This window comes from Streptomyces sp. G5(2025), from assembly GCF_049542075.1.
GTDB lineage: Bacteria > Actinomycetota > Actinomycetes > Streptomycetales > Streptomycetaceae > Streptomyces.
In genome coordinates this window covers 1,338,004-1,352,411 of sequence record NZ_JBMUZT010000006.1, presented here as the reverse complement: position 1 = coordinate 1,352,411, position 14,408 = coordinate 1,338,004, and the positions used below count along the sequence as shown (strand labels likewise).

Below are 14,408 nucleotides of genomic sequence, written 5' to 3'. Positions count from 1 at the left end.
ACCGCACTGACGACGGTGGCCGCCCCCTCGGGGACGGCCACCGTCGTCGTTCGTCGTTGAGCGGTTACTTACTGCGCGCCGGGACGCACCAGCCCGCTCTCGTACGCGTACACGGCCGCCTGGACCCGGTCGCGCAGGCCCAACTTCGTGAGCACGTGGCCGACATGGGTCTTCACGGTGGTCTCGCTGACGAAGAGGTCCGCGGCGATCTCCGCGTTCGACAGGCCGCGGGCCACCAGCTTCAGGACCTCGACCTCGCGGTCGGTGAGCGTGTGCAGGGTGTCCGGCACCGGCTCCTCGCCGGACGGCAGGTGCGCGGAGTACTTGTCGAGCAGGCGGCGCGTGATACTCGGCGCGAGCATCGCCTCACCCCCGGCGACCACGCGGATCGCCTGCACCAGTTCGTTCGCCGGGGCGTCCTTGAGGAGGAAGCCGCTGGCGCCGGCGCGCAGCGCCTCCACCACGTACTCATCAAGGTCGAAGGTGGTCAGCACCAGGACCTTGGCCGGGCCGTCACGGCCGGGCCCGGTGATCTGCCGGGTCGCCTCGACGCCGTCCATCCGCGGCATGCGGATGTCCATGAGCACCACATCGGGCTGGAGCGCCCGCACTTGATCGAGAGCCTGCAGGCCGTCTCCGGCCTCGCCGACGACCGCGATGTCCTGCTCGGCCTCCAGAATCATCCGGAACCCGGTGCGCAACAGCGGCTGGTCGTCGACCAGTAGGACGCGGATGGCCACGTAACTCTCCTTAGCTAGCCCGGGCCCATTCTGCCCTGCTCGCCCTCGGCGGACTCCGGCGCCCTGAGAGGAAGCGGATACGGCGGGGGAGTCCCTCCGAATTCAGGACAGACCGCCTGATGGTCGCACCAACCGCACAATTTGGTCGGCCGGGGCCGCCACTCGCCCGTCGCCGTGGCCAGCTCGATCGCCTCCCAGAGCGCGAGCAGCTTCCGCTCGACCCGCTCCAGGTCCGCCACGACCGGGTCGTACGTGATCACGTCACCGCTGCCCAGATACACCAGCTGGAGGCGGCGCGGGACGACGCCCTTCAGCCGCCACACCACCAGGGCGTAGAACTTCATCTGGAAGAGCGCGCCCTCCGCGTACTCCGGACGCGGGGCCTTGCCTGTCTTGTAGTCGACGATGCGGACGTCCCCCGAAGGGGCGACGTCGACGCGGTCGATGATGCCGCGCAGCTTCAGGCCCGACGCCAGCTCGGCCTGCACGAACAGCTCGCGCTCGGCCGGCTCCAGGCGCGTCGGGTCCTCCAGGGTGAACCAGCGCTCGACGAGCTTCTCCGCATCCGACAGCCAGCGCGCCATCCGCTCGCCCTGCGGATCGTCGGCGAACAGCTCGGTCAGCTCGGGCTTCGTCTCGCGCAGCCGGTCCCACTGGCCGGGGATGAGCGACTTGGCGCGCGGCGCCGTGCGCTCGCTCGCGGGGGCGTCGAAGAGCCGCTCCAGGACGGCGTGCACCAGCGTGCCTCTCGTGGCGGCCTCGCTCGGCTTCTCGGGCAGCTTGTCGATCACCCGGAACCGGTAGAGCAAGGGGCACTGCATGAAGTCGCCCGCGCGCGAGGGCGACAGGGATGCCGGGCGCACGGCCGCCGCGGCACCGTCGGTGCTGGTTTCCATGAGGACAGACCCTACGACCCGCCACTGACAATGGCCGCATACCATCGACGACAGACCCTCTCGCCCTGCATGATCGTGCGAGTAATCGCGCCATACCGGGCGAGGGACGCTTCGAACGAGGGGACATCGTGGACGAAAGCGGCGAGAGCGGCAGGCCGCAGTCCGACGGCACCGAGGGGCTGCGCCCGAGCGAGACGGCCGGCCCTTCCGGGCCGCCACGCCCGGACGCCCCTTCCGGGCCGCCACGCCCGGACGCCCCTTCCGGGCCGCCACGCCCGGACGCCCCTTCCGGGCCGCCACGCCCGGACGCCCCTCCCCACCAGACCCCGAGGCCCCCGGCAACCACCCCCGCCGACCCGCCTGCGAACCACGCCCCGGAGCCCCCCACCCCACCGACACCCCGGCCGACCACGCCTGTGACGAAGCGCTCAGAGAACACGCACGCCAGGGCCGAGCGGTCCACGTCCTCGACTGGCAGGGCCGAGCGGTCCACGTCCCCGGCAAGCAGGGCCGAGCGGCCAACGCCCCCGATCGGTACGGCCGAGCGGTCCACGCCCCCGACCGGTACGGCCGAGCGGTCCACGCCCCCGACCGGTACGGCCGAGCGGTCCACGCCCCCGACCGGCCGGGCTGAGTCAACGACGCCTGATGACCGGGCTGAGCGGCCGACGCTTGACGGCCGGGCCGAATCAGCTGCGCCTGGCGGTCGGGTCGAGCGGTCTGTGTCCGGCGGCAGGGCTGAGTCGCCCGCGCCTCGCGGCCGGGCCGAGTCGCCTAAGCCCGACGACCAGGCCGAGTCGCCCACGCCCGACAACCGGGCCCGGCCGACCGCGCCCTCGGAACTCGCCCGGCCGACCGCGCCCTCGGAACTCGCCCGGCCGACCGCGCCCTCGGAACCCGCCCAGCCGACCATGCCCTCGGAACCCGCCCCTCGGCCGGAGACCCCGCAGCAGCCTGCGCCCGCCGCCCCGGTGGTGCAGCCGTCGCAGGGTGGCGAGCAACCGTCGACGGGGGAGCAGCGACCGGTGCCCACGCTCGACGAGGCGGCGCCGGGGTCCGGTCAGCGAGCAGAGGCCAAGGCCCCCGCCGCAGACGCCCCGCAGCAGCCTCCCGCGCGGCCGGGCGTCCCCATGACGAAGCCTCCGCGCGACGGCCAGGACCAGGACACCGCATCCGACGCCCCCCAGCACACCCCTCAGTACCTCCCCAGCGACGACGCCCGACCCGCCGAGCAACTTCCCACGCCACGTCCCGGCGACCCCGGCGCCCCTCAAGCCCACCGCCCCCGGACCGCATACGCCGGCGGTGACGGTGACAGCGACGGCGACGGCAAGGGCGGGGCGGCTCGGGGCAAGGGGCGGAAGAATCCGGGCGGTGGGCTGCTCATGGGCAGGCCCTTCGGCGTGCCCGTCTACGTCGCGCCCAGCTGGTTCCTCGTCGCCGCCCTCATCACCTGGGTCTTCGGCGGCCAGCTCGACCGCGTCCTGCCCGAACTCGGCGGCGCCCGCTACCTCGTGTCGCTCTTCTTCGCCGTCGCCTTCTATGCCTCCGTACTCGTCCACGAACTGGCCCACACCGTCGCGGCCCTCCGCTTCAAACTGCCGGTACGCCGCATCCAGCTCCAGTTCTTCGGCGGTGTCTCCGAGATCGAGAAGGAGTCGGAGACCCCCGGCCGCGAGTTCGTCCTCGCCTTCGTCGGCCCGCTCCTCTCCCTCGTGCTGGCCGGTGTCTTCTACGCCGGCATGCGCGTCGTCGAGCCCGGCACCGTCCCCGGCGTCCTGCTCGCCGGCCTGATGATCTCCAACCTCATCGTCGCCGCCTTCAACCTCCTGCCGGGCCTGCCCCTGGACGGCGGCCGCATGCTGCGCGCCGTCGTCTGGAAGATCACCGGCAAGCCCATGAGCGGAACCATCGCCGCCGCCTGGGTCGGCCGCGCGCTCGCCATCTCCGTACTGATCGGCCTGCCGCTCCTCAACCAGTCCGGCGCCCTCGGCGGCGAACCCCAGGACATCGGCGGCATGAACACCGTCACCGACGCCCTGCTCGCCGCCATCCTCGCCGCGATCATCTGGACCGGCGCCGGGAACAGCCTGCGCATGGCCCGACTGCGCGAACACCTGCCCGAACTCCGCGCCCGCACCCTGACCCGCCGCGCGGTCCCGGTCGAATCCCACACCCCGCTCTCCGAGGCCCTGCGCCGGGCCAACGACGCGGGCGCCCGCGCTCTCGTGGTCGTCGACCCCGACGGCGACCCGATGGCGGTCGTCCGCGAGGCGGCCATCGTCTCCGTCCCCCAGCACCGCCGCCCCTGGGTCGCGGTCAGCGGCCTCGCCCAGGACATCACCGAAGGCATGCGGATCTCCGCCGAGCTCGCGGGGGAGGAACTGCTCGACACCCTGAGGGCCACCCCCGCCACGGAGTACCTGGTCGTCGAGGACTCCGGCGAGATCTACGGAGTACTGTCCGCCGCGGACGTGGAACGCGCCTTCGTCAAGGCGATGGCCAGGCCGTCCTGAAGCACCGCTCTCAGATCATGGAAGGGCCTCAACGGCGTACGCGGCCGTGAGGCCCTCTCGACGGTCGGTGATGCCGCGCTTACCGTGTGTCGAGTTGGATACCGGGGAGTGTGCTGGCCTCTGGGGGCGGGATGCAGCGCAGGGACGGGTTTCGGCGGGTCATCAGTGAGTTCGGTGCAGCGTGCAAGCAGGTATTGCCGCACGGACAGAAGGAAGCCGCGATCCGTCGTGCCGTGGAGACGCTTCTCGTCGACGCGGCGAACATGTTGGGGCTACAGGCTGTCCTGCATGCAGAGGTGGCGATCGCCGCGCACCGAATCCGCCCCGACCTGGCTGTGCGGATCGGGCAGTCATCCCGCGACATCGTCGGCTACGTCGAGCTGAAGAGCCCGGACAAAACCGTGATCCATCCTGGCGGGCTGAACCAACGTGATCGACGGCAGTGGGAGGGTATGGCGAAGCTACCCAACTTGATCTACACCAACGGCCAGACGTGGATCATGTATCGCTCCGGTCGACAACACGGCGACACGATCCACCTCGAAGGCGATCTGCGTACTGCCGGCTCCCGCCTGTGTCTATCGGCGGCCGGCGAAGCCGCCTTCGAATCAATGCTGACAGCGTTCTTCACTTGGCAGCCGCATCCACTGACATCGATGCGGGAAGTTGTCGCTCAGGTAGCCCCGCTGTGCACACTCCTGCGCGACGCCGTCCACGACCGGCTCGACGCCGAGGCCAGTCTCCCGCGCCACCGGCGTCCCTTCACGGACCTGGCCTCCACTCTCGAAGTCGACCTCTTTCCCACCACCGATGACCGGGACAAACGCGCGGCCTTCGCCGACCGCTACGCCCAATCCGTCACCTTCGCGCTCCTGCTCGCCGGCTCGGACACCGCCGACGGCCATGACAGCTCCCTGGCGAAGATGAGCCTGCATGAGGTCGGCCGCCGCCTGGGCGCGGAGCATTCCGTCATGGGGCGCGCCCTGCAGATCCTCACCGACCAGGTTGAGGGTGAATTTCGCGACAGCCTCGACATGCTCGTGCGCGTCATCGACGCCATCGACTGGCGGAGCGCCCTGGCCAGCGAACCCACCTTCCACATCCACCTTTACGAACACTTCCTGCAGGAGTACGACCCCGACCTCCGCAAGGACTCCGGCACCTACTACACCCCGGCGCCGCTGATGGAGGAGATGATCCGCCTTGTTGACGAAGTGCTGATCACCACGCTGGGTTGCCAAGACGGTTTCGCCGACCCCGGTGTGTCCATCATCGACCCGGCCATGGGCACCGGCACCTTCCTCACCGGCATCATCGACCTCGTCGCCCGCAAGCAGTCCGAGGGCGGCAATGAGGGTTTCCGCACCGAATCCGTCCAGGAGCTCGCAGGCCGGCTGATCGGCTTCGAAAAGCAGATGGGCGCTTTCGCCGTTGCGCAGATGCGCGTCGGGCAGATGCTGCGCCGACTCAATGCCCGGGTCCGACTGCGCGACATGCGACTGCACCTGGCCGACACGCTCGCTGACCCCTGGCGGCCCAGCGAACTCTTCGATCGATACGGTGCCTTGTGGGGCCCTTTACGGGATGACGCCGAAGCCGCGAGCACCATCCAGCGCAATGAACGCATCACCGTGGTCATCGGCAACCCTCCCCACCGCGAACAGGCAGAAGGCCAGGGCGGATGGATCGAGAAGGGTTCCCCGGGCCGCGGCGCCCCACCCCTGGACGCATTCCGGCTGCGCGGTGCGGCAGGCGTGTACGAGAACAAGCTGAAGAGCCTGTGCACCTACTTCTGGCGCTGGGCCACCCACAAGGTCTTCGACCAGCACGACGACCACCGTCATGGTGTCGTTTGCTTCGTCAGCACCGGCGGCTTCATCCGCGGCGCGGGCTTCCAGGGAATGCGCTCCTACCTGCGGCGTACCTGCACAGAGGGCTGGGTCGTCGACCTGACGCCCGAGACCAAGAGGCCGCCGGTCAACAGCCGCTTCTTCCCCGGAGTCCAGCAGGAGCTAGCCATAGCGATCTTCGTCCGCCGGCAAGGTGAGCGACAGGACCAACTGGCCCCCGTCCATTACGCGGCCGTTCATGGCACCCGTCAGGACAAGGAAGAACAACTGCACAATTTGCGCATCAACGGTCCTGGCTGGCGCACGTCACGACCCGCCGAGCCCGTGTCCTTCACACCCGCCTCCCAGAGCGGGTGGGACACCTTCCCGGCTCTCACCGACCTCATGCCCTGGCACAAACCTGGCATCAAGCCCAACCGGAACTGGGTCTTCAGCCCCTCGAAAACCCTCCTGCGACGACGCTGGAACCGCCTCACCCAAGAACGTGACCCCGCCACGAAACAAGCGCTCTTCAAGGAGACCGGCGACCGCACCCTGGATAAGGAAGCTCTCCAGATTCCGGGCCACCCCCACCCTCCGATCCTCCTACGCGACGAGCGGAACCCCTGTCCTGCTCCGATACGCATCGCCCGCAGAGCCTTCGACCGTCAGTGGCTCATACCCGACGGACGCGTCATCGACCGCTCGCGTCCAGAGCTGTGGCAAGCCACCGTCGACGATCAGCTCTTCGCCGTCGAACAGCACACACAACGTCTGAGGACCGGCCCAGCGCTGCTCTTTACCGCCCTCATCCCCGACATGCACTACTTCAACGGCAACGGCGGTCGTGTGCTGCCGTTCCTGCACGCCGACCGCACCCCCAACGTCGCCCCCGGCCTGTTGCATCACCTCGCCAACTCCTACGGTCTCCAAGAGGTCATCCCAGAAGATCTGCTGGCCTACATTGCCGCCGTCACCGCCCATCCCACTTTCACCGAGCGTTACGCAGACGACCTCAACTCACTCGGCGTACGCATCCCCTTAACCGCCGCTGGTGACCTCTGGCGCGAGGCCGTCAGGCTGGGACGCCACATTCTCTGGGCCTCCACCTTCGGCACACGGAGCATCAATCCAAGCGACGGCCGCCCCGCAGGCACATCGAATTGGTGGCGACGCCTGCATCCTGAGATCACGTACGCCCGAGAAATCGCACCTGACGCGCTCCCTTCCACGATCACTTACGACTCCGAAAACGAGCACCTGATCATTGAGGGAGGCGTCTTCACCGGCGTCACACCGCGCATGCGTGAGTACGCCGCCGGCGGGCGCAACGTACTGGACAGTTGGCTCGCGTACCGCAGCAACCGCAGCGCCGGCAAGGTGACCAGTGAACTCGACCGCGAGCGCCCAGAGCGCTGGGAGCACGAGTGGAGTCGGGAACTCGTGGAGATGCTCGCTGTACTCAGTCACCTGACGGCCCTGGAACCGCGGCAGGCAGAGTTACTCGATCGCATAGCGACCGCCCCTCTGATAGATGTGGCTGAGCTGAATCGGCGCCGCATCCTCCCGGTATCCGAACGCGCCAAGAACGCTCGTACCGACAAGGACCACGCGTTTCTGCCGGGCCTGGAAACAGTCGATGGCCAATCTCCTGGACCTGTCGAGCCTCTGACGCCCCCGAACGACTCCCCGGCTGACGCGGCACCCGGCCGGCACTCACCTGTGCGGCCCGGCCCTCATACCCGACGGCACCGCGGTCGGGCATGACCTGCGCTCTTGCCCACCACCTCACTGAGCGCTGACCGCCTGAAGGAGGAAGGGGCCGTGAGAAAGCCCTCTCGGAGATCACTCCGAGAGGGCTTTCTCACGCTCTGGGGGACAGGCGGAGAACAGGCGGGGACACGGGGCAGGCCCACCCATCGCCACCCGCTTGAAGTGGTCCTTGGCACTCACCGGGAACAGCGCGTCGGCGATCAGACTCATCTTCGCCTCGCCCCCGACCACGTACCGCGATGACGCGGTCGAGGGCCGGCGACCGCCTGGCACACCGCGGACACGACCGGCTCCCCGCTCGGCAGACCAGTGGCGGATTCCCGCAATGCCGCCTCCGCCACCCGGTACAGCTCGCCGAACAACGTGTGCCCGCTGTCAGCGAGCCTTGCGAGGCCATCGGCGGCCCGGGCCTGGATGGCACTGGCGTATGCGCCCGCCTCCACGACGACCACCCGCACCCCACCGGACCCGGCCCCCCTCCGCAGTACGTCGTTGATGGCGCCCAGCGCCGACTTGCCGGCGCGGTACCACCCCATGCCGGGCGCCGCGACCCGGCCGGCGAGCGAGGAGACGTTGACGATGCGGCCCTGCCCCGCTTGCGCATGGCCGCCCGGACGAGCCGCGCCATGCGGCCGCTCCGACCACCACCGACGGCTACCACTACGCTGCCCCGCATCCCGAAGGCACCGGCATCACTCGCGCCTTCACCGCCGCCCTGGCCGACGCGGGCCTGGACACCCACGACATCGGACACGTCAACGCCCACGGCACCGGCACCCCGATGAACGACCGCATCGAAGGAGCCGCCCCCTCCACGAAGGGGGTGGCCGTGGCCAGCAACCCCTGTGGCTTCGGCGGTCACAACACGGTGTTGATCACGCAGCGGGCATGACCGGGGCCGCCAGTCAGTCGGTCTGCTCCACGCTGCCGTTCTCGACCACCTCGTACCAGGCCCCGGGGCCGACAGGAGCCGGGCGCCGGGCGGCACGGTGAAGGCGACGCGCCAGTTCCTGACGGCTGCCTTGCGGGCCTTGAACGTGATCCGGTACGGGCAACCTCACGTGCCCTTGAACTCCTCGGGCGAGGTGATCGGGTAGAGGTCCTGCTGACGGCCGGGGCCGGGCCGTCAGAGCCCACTTCGGTCTTCACGGAGAAGGCGCCGCGATCCCGTACGCGCTGGAGAACGCCTCGTCGAGCAGAGCCGTCCCCGCCTGTGTCCGCTGAGGCCTGCCTGTGACGACGGCCGGGGCGCGGGTGCCGGCACCGATTCGGTGTGTACGACGTGGCCGACCGGTACGGCGTCGTTGACCGCAGCTGTTTTGTCGCCTCATCGGTTCCGGCTCGGGAAAGCTGGACTCCCGGACGCCGTGATCCAGGAACACGACAATGGCAACACGGTCCAACGTCACCATGGGCTCGCCCACGACATCTCAGGGTGAGCGGGAAAAGGGGGAAGTCGTGAGTGAGACGCAGCGGACCCTGCCGACCCAGCACCCGTCAGGTGTGTCCCGCGGGCTGAATACCGCGGTCGCACACAACGCGCGCGTGTGGAACCACTGGATCGGCGGGAAGGACAACTACGAGGTCGACCAGCAGGTCGGGGACCAGATCGCCACGATGTTCCCGGTGATCAGAGACGTGGCCCGCGCCGACCGCGCCTTCCTCGGCCGCGCGGTCCAGTTCCTGACCGCCGACCGCGGGGTGCGGCAGTTCCTCGACATAGGCACTGGCTTGCCGACCCTGGAGAACACCCACGAGATCGCCCAACGGATCGCACCCGAGTCCCGGATCGTCTACGTCGACAACGATCCCATGGTGCTCGTCCACGCCCGTAGCCTGCTGATCGGCACCCCACAAGGAGCCACCGATTACATCGATGCCGACGTCCACCGACCGGACAGCATCATCGAAGGCGCCTCAGCAACGCTCGACCTCGACCGGCCCGTCGCGGTCATGATGCTGGGCATCCTCAATTTCGTCCTCGACGCGGGCGAGGCACAGGACATCGTGCGCCAGATCATGGCCTCGGTCCCCTCCGGCAGCTATCTCGCCTTGACCCACCCGACCACCGACGCCGATCTCGGCGGCGAGGGCAACGTCGAAGCCATGCGGTTCTGGAACGAGAACGCCACCCCGCCGATCACAGCCCGCAGCCGTGCGGAGATCGGCACCTTCTTCGATGGCCTGGACCTCCTCACTCCTGGCCTTGTGTCGTGCTCGCAATGGCGCGCGGAGTCCGGCTCCGCTGCCGTACTCCCGCACTTCGGCGCGGTCGCCGTGAAACCGTGACCGGACGCTGTCTCGCCCGTCTGCTACCGGGCCTTCCCAGCCGCTGAACGGGGCTCCGGTCGACCCACGGCGCCTCAGGATTCCGGCAGCCCAGAAGCCCTCTTCAGGCGGCGCGTCGCGCGGTGCGGGTCTCCGGGCCACGGCTACGCGCGGTGACCATCGCGCCCCGGCCCGCCCGACCCCCGCCCGACCCGCCGCGCGGCTCCCGGGCGCCCCGAGCCGTGGTCCGAAGCCCCTCCCGCTGCCGGTAGGCTGGTCACATGTCCGAACCGACCGGTGCCGCCCGCCGTCGCGGGCCCTTCAAGGTCGGGGACCAGGTCCAGCTCACCGACCCCAAGGGACGCCACTACACGTTCACGCTCGAAGCCGGGAAGAATTTCCACACCCACAAGGGTTCCTTCCCCCACGACGAGCTGATCGGCGCTCCCGAGGGCAGTGTTGTCCGTACCACGGGAAACGTCGCCTACCTGGCGCTGCGCCCCCTGCTCCCCGACTACGTCCTGTCCATGCCCCGCGGCGCCGCCGTGGTCTACCCCAAGGACGCGGGGCAGATCCTGGCCTTCGCCGACATCTTCCCCGGCGCCCGCGTCGTCGAGGCGGGCGTGGGCTCCGGCTCGCTCAGCAGCTTCCTGCTCCGCGCCATCGGCGACCAGGGAATGCTGCACTCCTACGAGCGCCGCGAGGACTTCGCCGACATCGCCCGGCAGAACGTGGAGCGCTACTTCGGCGGCCCTCACCCCGCCTGGCAGCTCACCGTCGGCGACCTCCAGGACAACCTCAGCGACACCGAGGTCGACCGCGTCATCCTCGACATGCTCGCCCCCTGGGAGTGCCTGGAGGCCGTCTCCAAGGCGCTCGTCCCCGGCGGCATCCTCTGCTGCTACGTGGCGACCACCACCCAGCTCGCCCGGACCGTCGAGTCCATCCGCGAGATCGGCGGCTTCAATGAGCCGACCGCCTGGGAGTCGATGATCCGCAACTGGCACATCGAGGGCCTGGCCGTCCGCCCCGACCACCGCATGATCGGGCACACCGGCTTCCTGCTCACCGCCCGCCGCCTCGCGGACGGCGTCGAGCCCCCCATGCGCCGCCGCCGCCCCGCCAAGGGCGCCTACGGCGAGGACTACTCCGGACCGAACGCCGACGGCGGCACCCCGCGCTGACCCGCGCGGCGAGCCCCGTCCAATGAGCGGGCGCCGCCGCCGAGTTCCCTGACCGACCAGGGAACTCGGCGGCGGCGCCGTTTCGTTGACGGGACCAAGCCGCGTACCAAGCCGCGTACCAAAAGAGCCACGAGTACCCGCGGACCCCGGTGTTCCACCTCACTGTGACGTATGGCACGATGCTGGCCACCCCACCGGCACAGCCCTCACAGGAGACACTTCCTCGTGCAGCACCCCGCCGTCCCGGAACTGGCACACACCATCGCCCGCCCCATCCACTGGCTGGCCACCGCCGCCGCGCTGGCCACCGTCGTCGCGGCCTCCGCCTTCCTGCAGCCCGACCCCGCGACCGCCGCCCAGTCAGGGCCCCAGACGCACACCAGGGCCGCCGCGGGCGCACCCGCACCCGCACCGGCCCCCGCGCCCGACCCCGCCTCCGTGGAGTTCCCCCTCGACTGCGGCCCCGTACAGACCGCCGTGAAGAAGAAGGCCACCGGCGACCTCGACGGGGACGGCAGGGCCGAGACGGTGGCGGTCGTGCACTGCCGGGCCGGCTCGGGCACCCCGCCCGACGGGGTCTACGTGATCACCCGCCCCGAGACGGGCAAGCCACGCGTGGTGGCCACCCTCGTGGACCCGAAGGACCGCCTGAACGTGACCGGCTTCGCCGTGCGTGACGGCGTGATCACCGCGACACTCCTCGGATACTCCTCGCTCGACGTCCCCCGCTGCTGCCCCGACCGCGAGGACGCGGCCAAGTGGCAATGGAAGGGCGGCACGTTCGAGCGGACGACGCCCGCCGGGTCGCGCAGCGTCTGACGCGGCGGCGGCGGACGGCGGCGGCCGGGCGGGCGGCGGCTTACTCCGCGTCGGGTCCGTAGACCTCGACCCTGTCCGAAACGCGACGTACATGGATGCAGTCGCCCGGACACTCCTTCGCGGAGTCGGCGACATCGCGGAGCAGCGGCAGCGGCACGGGTGTTGTGGCCCCAGGGGCCTGGAGCAACTCGTCGTCGCCGCTCTTCACATAGGCCAGACCGTCGATGTCCAGCTCGAAGACCTCGGGCGCGTACTGCGCGCAGATGCCGTCCCCGGTGCAGAGGTTCTGGTCGATCCAGACCTCCAGCAGATCATGGCCCTCACTGCCGGTCTCGGCGTCGTGCCGCACGGTCATCTCTCCTGCCGGTCGCTGCGTCGAGCGGCCCGACCATCGGGTAAGTCGGGCCAGCTCTGACGGGTGTTGAACACTTCGACGATACAACCGCCCGCTTTCCGATGTTGTTGGGTGGGTAATGAGCTGGTGTGAGGGAGAGCGCAAGGGTGAAGATCGGACACACCCCCTCGTCTTTGTGATCTAGGGGTTTCAATCGACACCCACCCAGGTAGGGTCTGGAAGCGTCCAGCTCCCCTTGGAGGAGGTGAGGACCGTGGCAGCCCACGACGACGAAAACAACCGCGGCATCCGGCCGGGACGAGGGTCTGAAGACCCTGCCGGTCAGGTTGCCTATCTTGAGCAGGAAATCGCCGTCCTGCGACGCAAGCTCGCCGACTCTCCGCGTCATACGAGGATTCTCGAAGAGCGGATCGTCGAGCTGCAGACCAACCTGGCCGGCGTGTCCGCACAGAACGAGCGGCTCGCCAACACGCTCCGCGAGGCCCGCGACCAGATCGTGGCCCTCAAGGAGGAAGTCGACCGGCTCGCACAGCCGCCGGCCGGCTTCGGAGTCTTCCTCGTGGCGAACGAGGACGGCACGGCGGACATCTTCACCGGCGGCCGCAAACTCCGGGTGAACGTCAGCCCCAGCGTCGAGCTCGACGAGCTCAAGCGCGGCCAGGAAGTAATGCTCAACGAAGCGCTCAACGTGGTCGAGGCCATGGAGTACGAGAGCGTCGGCGACATCGTCACCCTCAAGGAAATCCTTGAAGGCGGCGATCGAGCCCTGGTGGTCGGACACACCGACGAAGAAAGAGTGGTACGGCTCGCCGAACCCCTCCTCGACGTCACCATCCGCGCCGGCGACGCCCTCCTGCTCGAACCCCGCTCCGGCTACGTCTACGAAGTCGTTCCCAAGAGCGAGGTCGAAGAACTCGTCCTCGAAGAAGTCCCCGACATCAGCTACGAGAAAATCGGCGGTCTCGGCGGCCAGATCGAAATGATCCGGGACGCCGTGGAACTTCCGTACCTCTATCCCGATCTCTTCAAGGAGCACGAACTGCGGCCGCCCAAGGGCGTGCTGCTGTACGGGCCCCCCGGCTGCGGCAAGACGCTGATCGCGAAAGCCGTCGCCAACTCCCTTGCCAAGAAGGTCGCCGAGGTCACCGGCCAGCCCGCGGGGAAGAGCTACTTCCTCAACATCAAGGGCCCCGAGCTCCTCAACAAGTACGTCGGCGAGACCGAGCGCCACATCCGCCTGGTCTTCCAGCGTGCCCGCGAGAAGGCGAGCGAGGGCACCCCCGTCATCGTCTTCTTCGACGAGATGGAATCCCTCTTCCGCACCCGCGGATCCGGTGTCAGCTCGGACGTGGAGAACACCATCGTCCCCCAGCTGCTCGCCGAGATCGACGGCGTGGAAGGGCTGGAGAACGTCATCGTCATCGGCGCCTCCAACCGCGAGGACATGATCGACCCCGCGATCCTGCGGCCCGGACGACTCGACGTCAAGATCAAGATCGAACGCCCGGACGCCGAGGCGGCGAAGGACATCTTCGCCAAGTACCTCACCGAGCGGCTCCCCCTGCACTCCGACGACCTGTCCGAACACGGCGCCGACCGGCACGCCACCGTGCAAGGCATGATCCAGTCCGTCGTCGAGCAGATGTACGCGGAATCCGAGGAGAACCGCTTCCTAGAGGTGACGTACGCCAACGGCGACAAGGAAGTCCTGTACTTCAAGGACTTCAACTCCGGCGCCATGATCGAGAACATCGTGGGCCGCGCCAAGAAGATGGCCATCAAGGCCTTCCTTGAGGCGAACCAGAAGGGCATCAGGGTCGCCCACCTCCTCCAGGCTTGCGTCGACGAGTTCAAGGAGAACGAGGACCTGCCCAACACCACCAACCCCGACGACTGGGCCCGGATCTCCGGAAAGAAGGGCGAGCGGATCGTGTACATCCGCACCCTCGTCACCGGAAAGCAGGGCGCGGACACCGGACGCTCCATCGACACGGTGGCCAACACCGGTCAGTACCTGTAGAACCCAGG

9 protein-coding genes and 2 pseudogenes are annotated in these 14,408 nt (G+C 69.0%); 7 read left to right on the top strand and 4 right to left on the bottom strand.

The features are described 5' to 3' along the window. Window positions 1-68: 68 nt before the first annotated feature. Both ACOBQB_RS16965 and ACOBQB_RS16960 read right to left on the bottom strand, forming a co-directional pair. Window positions 69-740, bottom strand: coding sequence for a response regulator (locus ACOBQB_RS16965; RefSeq protein WP_127912309.1), 672 nt, complete (start codon window positions 738-740; stop codon window positions 69-71). A gap of 14 nt (window positions 741-754) precedes the next feature. Continuing rightward, entirely contained in the window at window positions 755-1,636 is an 882-nt protein-coding gene (locus tag ACOBQB_RS16960) for a RecB family exonuclease (RefSeq protein ID WP_423592677.1), read from the bottom strand. 911 nt (window positions 1,637-2,547) lie between these two features. On the opposite strand from ACOBQB_RS16960, the gene ACOBQB_RS16955 reads away from it, so the two are divergent. After that, window positions 2,548-4,152, top strand: a complete 1,605-nt coding sequence (locus ACOBQB_RS16955; RefSeq protein WP_423592676.1) for a site-2 protease family protein — start codon at window positions 2,548-2,550, stop codon at window positions 4,150-4,152. A gap of 131 nt (window positions 4,153-4,283) precedes the next feature. Then, a complete protein-coding gene (locus ACOBQB_RS16950) occupies window positions 4,284-7,748 on the top strand; it encodes a type ISP restriction/modification enzyme (RefSeq protein WP_423592674.1) in 3,465 nt (1,154 codons plus the stop codon). A gap of 212 nt (window positions 7,749-7,960) precedes the next feature. On the opposite strand, the pseudogene ACOBQB_RS16945 reads toward ACOBQB_RS16950, so the two are convergent. Beyond that, window positions 7,961-8,356, bottom strand: a pseudogene (locus ACOBQB_RS16945) (SDR family NAD(P)-dependent oxidoreductase); the annotation flags it as partial. 50 nt (window positions 8,357-8,406) lie between these two features. Here ACOBQB_RS16945 and ACOBQB_RS16940 point away from each other — a divergent pair. The 4 genes and pseudogenes from ACOBQB_RS16940 to ACOBQB_RS16925 all read left to right on the top strand — a co-directional run. Then, a pseudogene (locus ACOBQB_RS16940) lies at window positions 8,407-8,646 on the top strand (3-oxoacyl-ACP synthase); the annotation flags it as partial. 566 nt (window positions 8,647-9,212) lie between these two features. Beyond that, window positions 9,213-10,043 carry an SAM-dependent methyltransferase gene (locus tag ACOBQB_RS16935; protein WP_423592672.1) on the top strand — a complete coding sequence of 277 codons (831 nt, stop codon included), beginning with the start codon at window positions 9,213-9,215 and terminating at the stop codon, window positions 10,041-10,043. Between the two features lie 260 nt (window positions 10,044-10,303). Further along, window positions 10,304-11,206, top strand: a complete 903-nt coding sequence (locus tag ACOBQB_RS16930; RefSeq protein ID WP_205034774.1) for a tRNA (adenine-N1)-methyltransferase — start codon at window positions 10,304-10,306, stop codon at window positions 11,204-11,206. 225 nt (window positions 11,207-11,431) lie between these two features. Then, the gene (locus ACOBQB_RS16925; RefSeq protein WP_423592670.1) at window positions 11,432-12,025 is read left to right on the top strand and encodes a hypothetical protein; all 594 of its coding nucleotides are present in this window, start codon (window positions 11,432-11,434) and stop codon (window positions 12,023-12,025) included. A 40-nt stretch (window positions 12,026-12,065) separates the two neighbouring features. Here ACOBQB_RS16925 and ACOBQB_RS16920 read toward each other — a convergent pair whose 3' ends face one another. After that, window positions 12,066-12,380: a ferredoxin gene (locus ACOBQB_RS16920; protein ID WP_423592668.1), complete on the bottom strand. Its 315-nt coding sequence runs from the start codon at window positions 12,378-12,380 to the stop codon at window positions 12,066-12,068. Window positions 12,381-12,633: 253 nt separating this feature from the next. Here ACOBQB_RS16920 and arc point away from each other — a divergent pair, with 253 nt between their 5' ends. Beyond that, window positions 12,634-14,400, top strand: a complete 1,767-nt coding sequence (gene arc / locus ACOBQB_RS16915) for a proteasome ATPase (RefSeq protein WP_423592667.1) — start codon at window positions 12,634-12,636, stop codon at window positions 14,398-14,400. Window positions 14,401-14,408 lie beyond the last annotated feature (8 nt).

Bases quoted from the DNA above. Each gene is read 5' to 3' on its own strand.
- ACOBQB_RS16960 (WP_423592677.1), bottom strand. From the start codon at position 1,636: ATGGAAACCAGCACCGACGGTGCCGCGGCGGCCGTGCGCCCGGCATCC.
- ACOBQB_RS16955 (WP_423592676.1), top strand. From the start codon at position 2,548: ATGCCCTCGGAACCCGCCCCTCGGCCGGAGACCCCGCAGCAGCCTGCG.
- ACOBQB_RS16950 (WP_423592674.1), top strand. From the start codon at position 4,284: ATGCAGCGCAGGGACGGGTTTCGGCGGGTCATCAGTGAGTTCGGTGCA.
- ACOBQB_RS16930 (WP_205034774.1), top strand. From the start codon at position 10,304: ATGTCCGAACCGACCGGTGCCGCCCGCCGTCGCGGGCCCTTCAAGGTC.
- ACOBQB_RS16920 (WP_423592668.1), bottom strand. From the start codon at position 12,380: ATGACCGTGCGGCACGACGCCGAGACCGGCAGTGAGGGCCATGATCTG.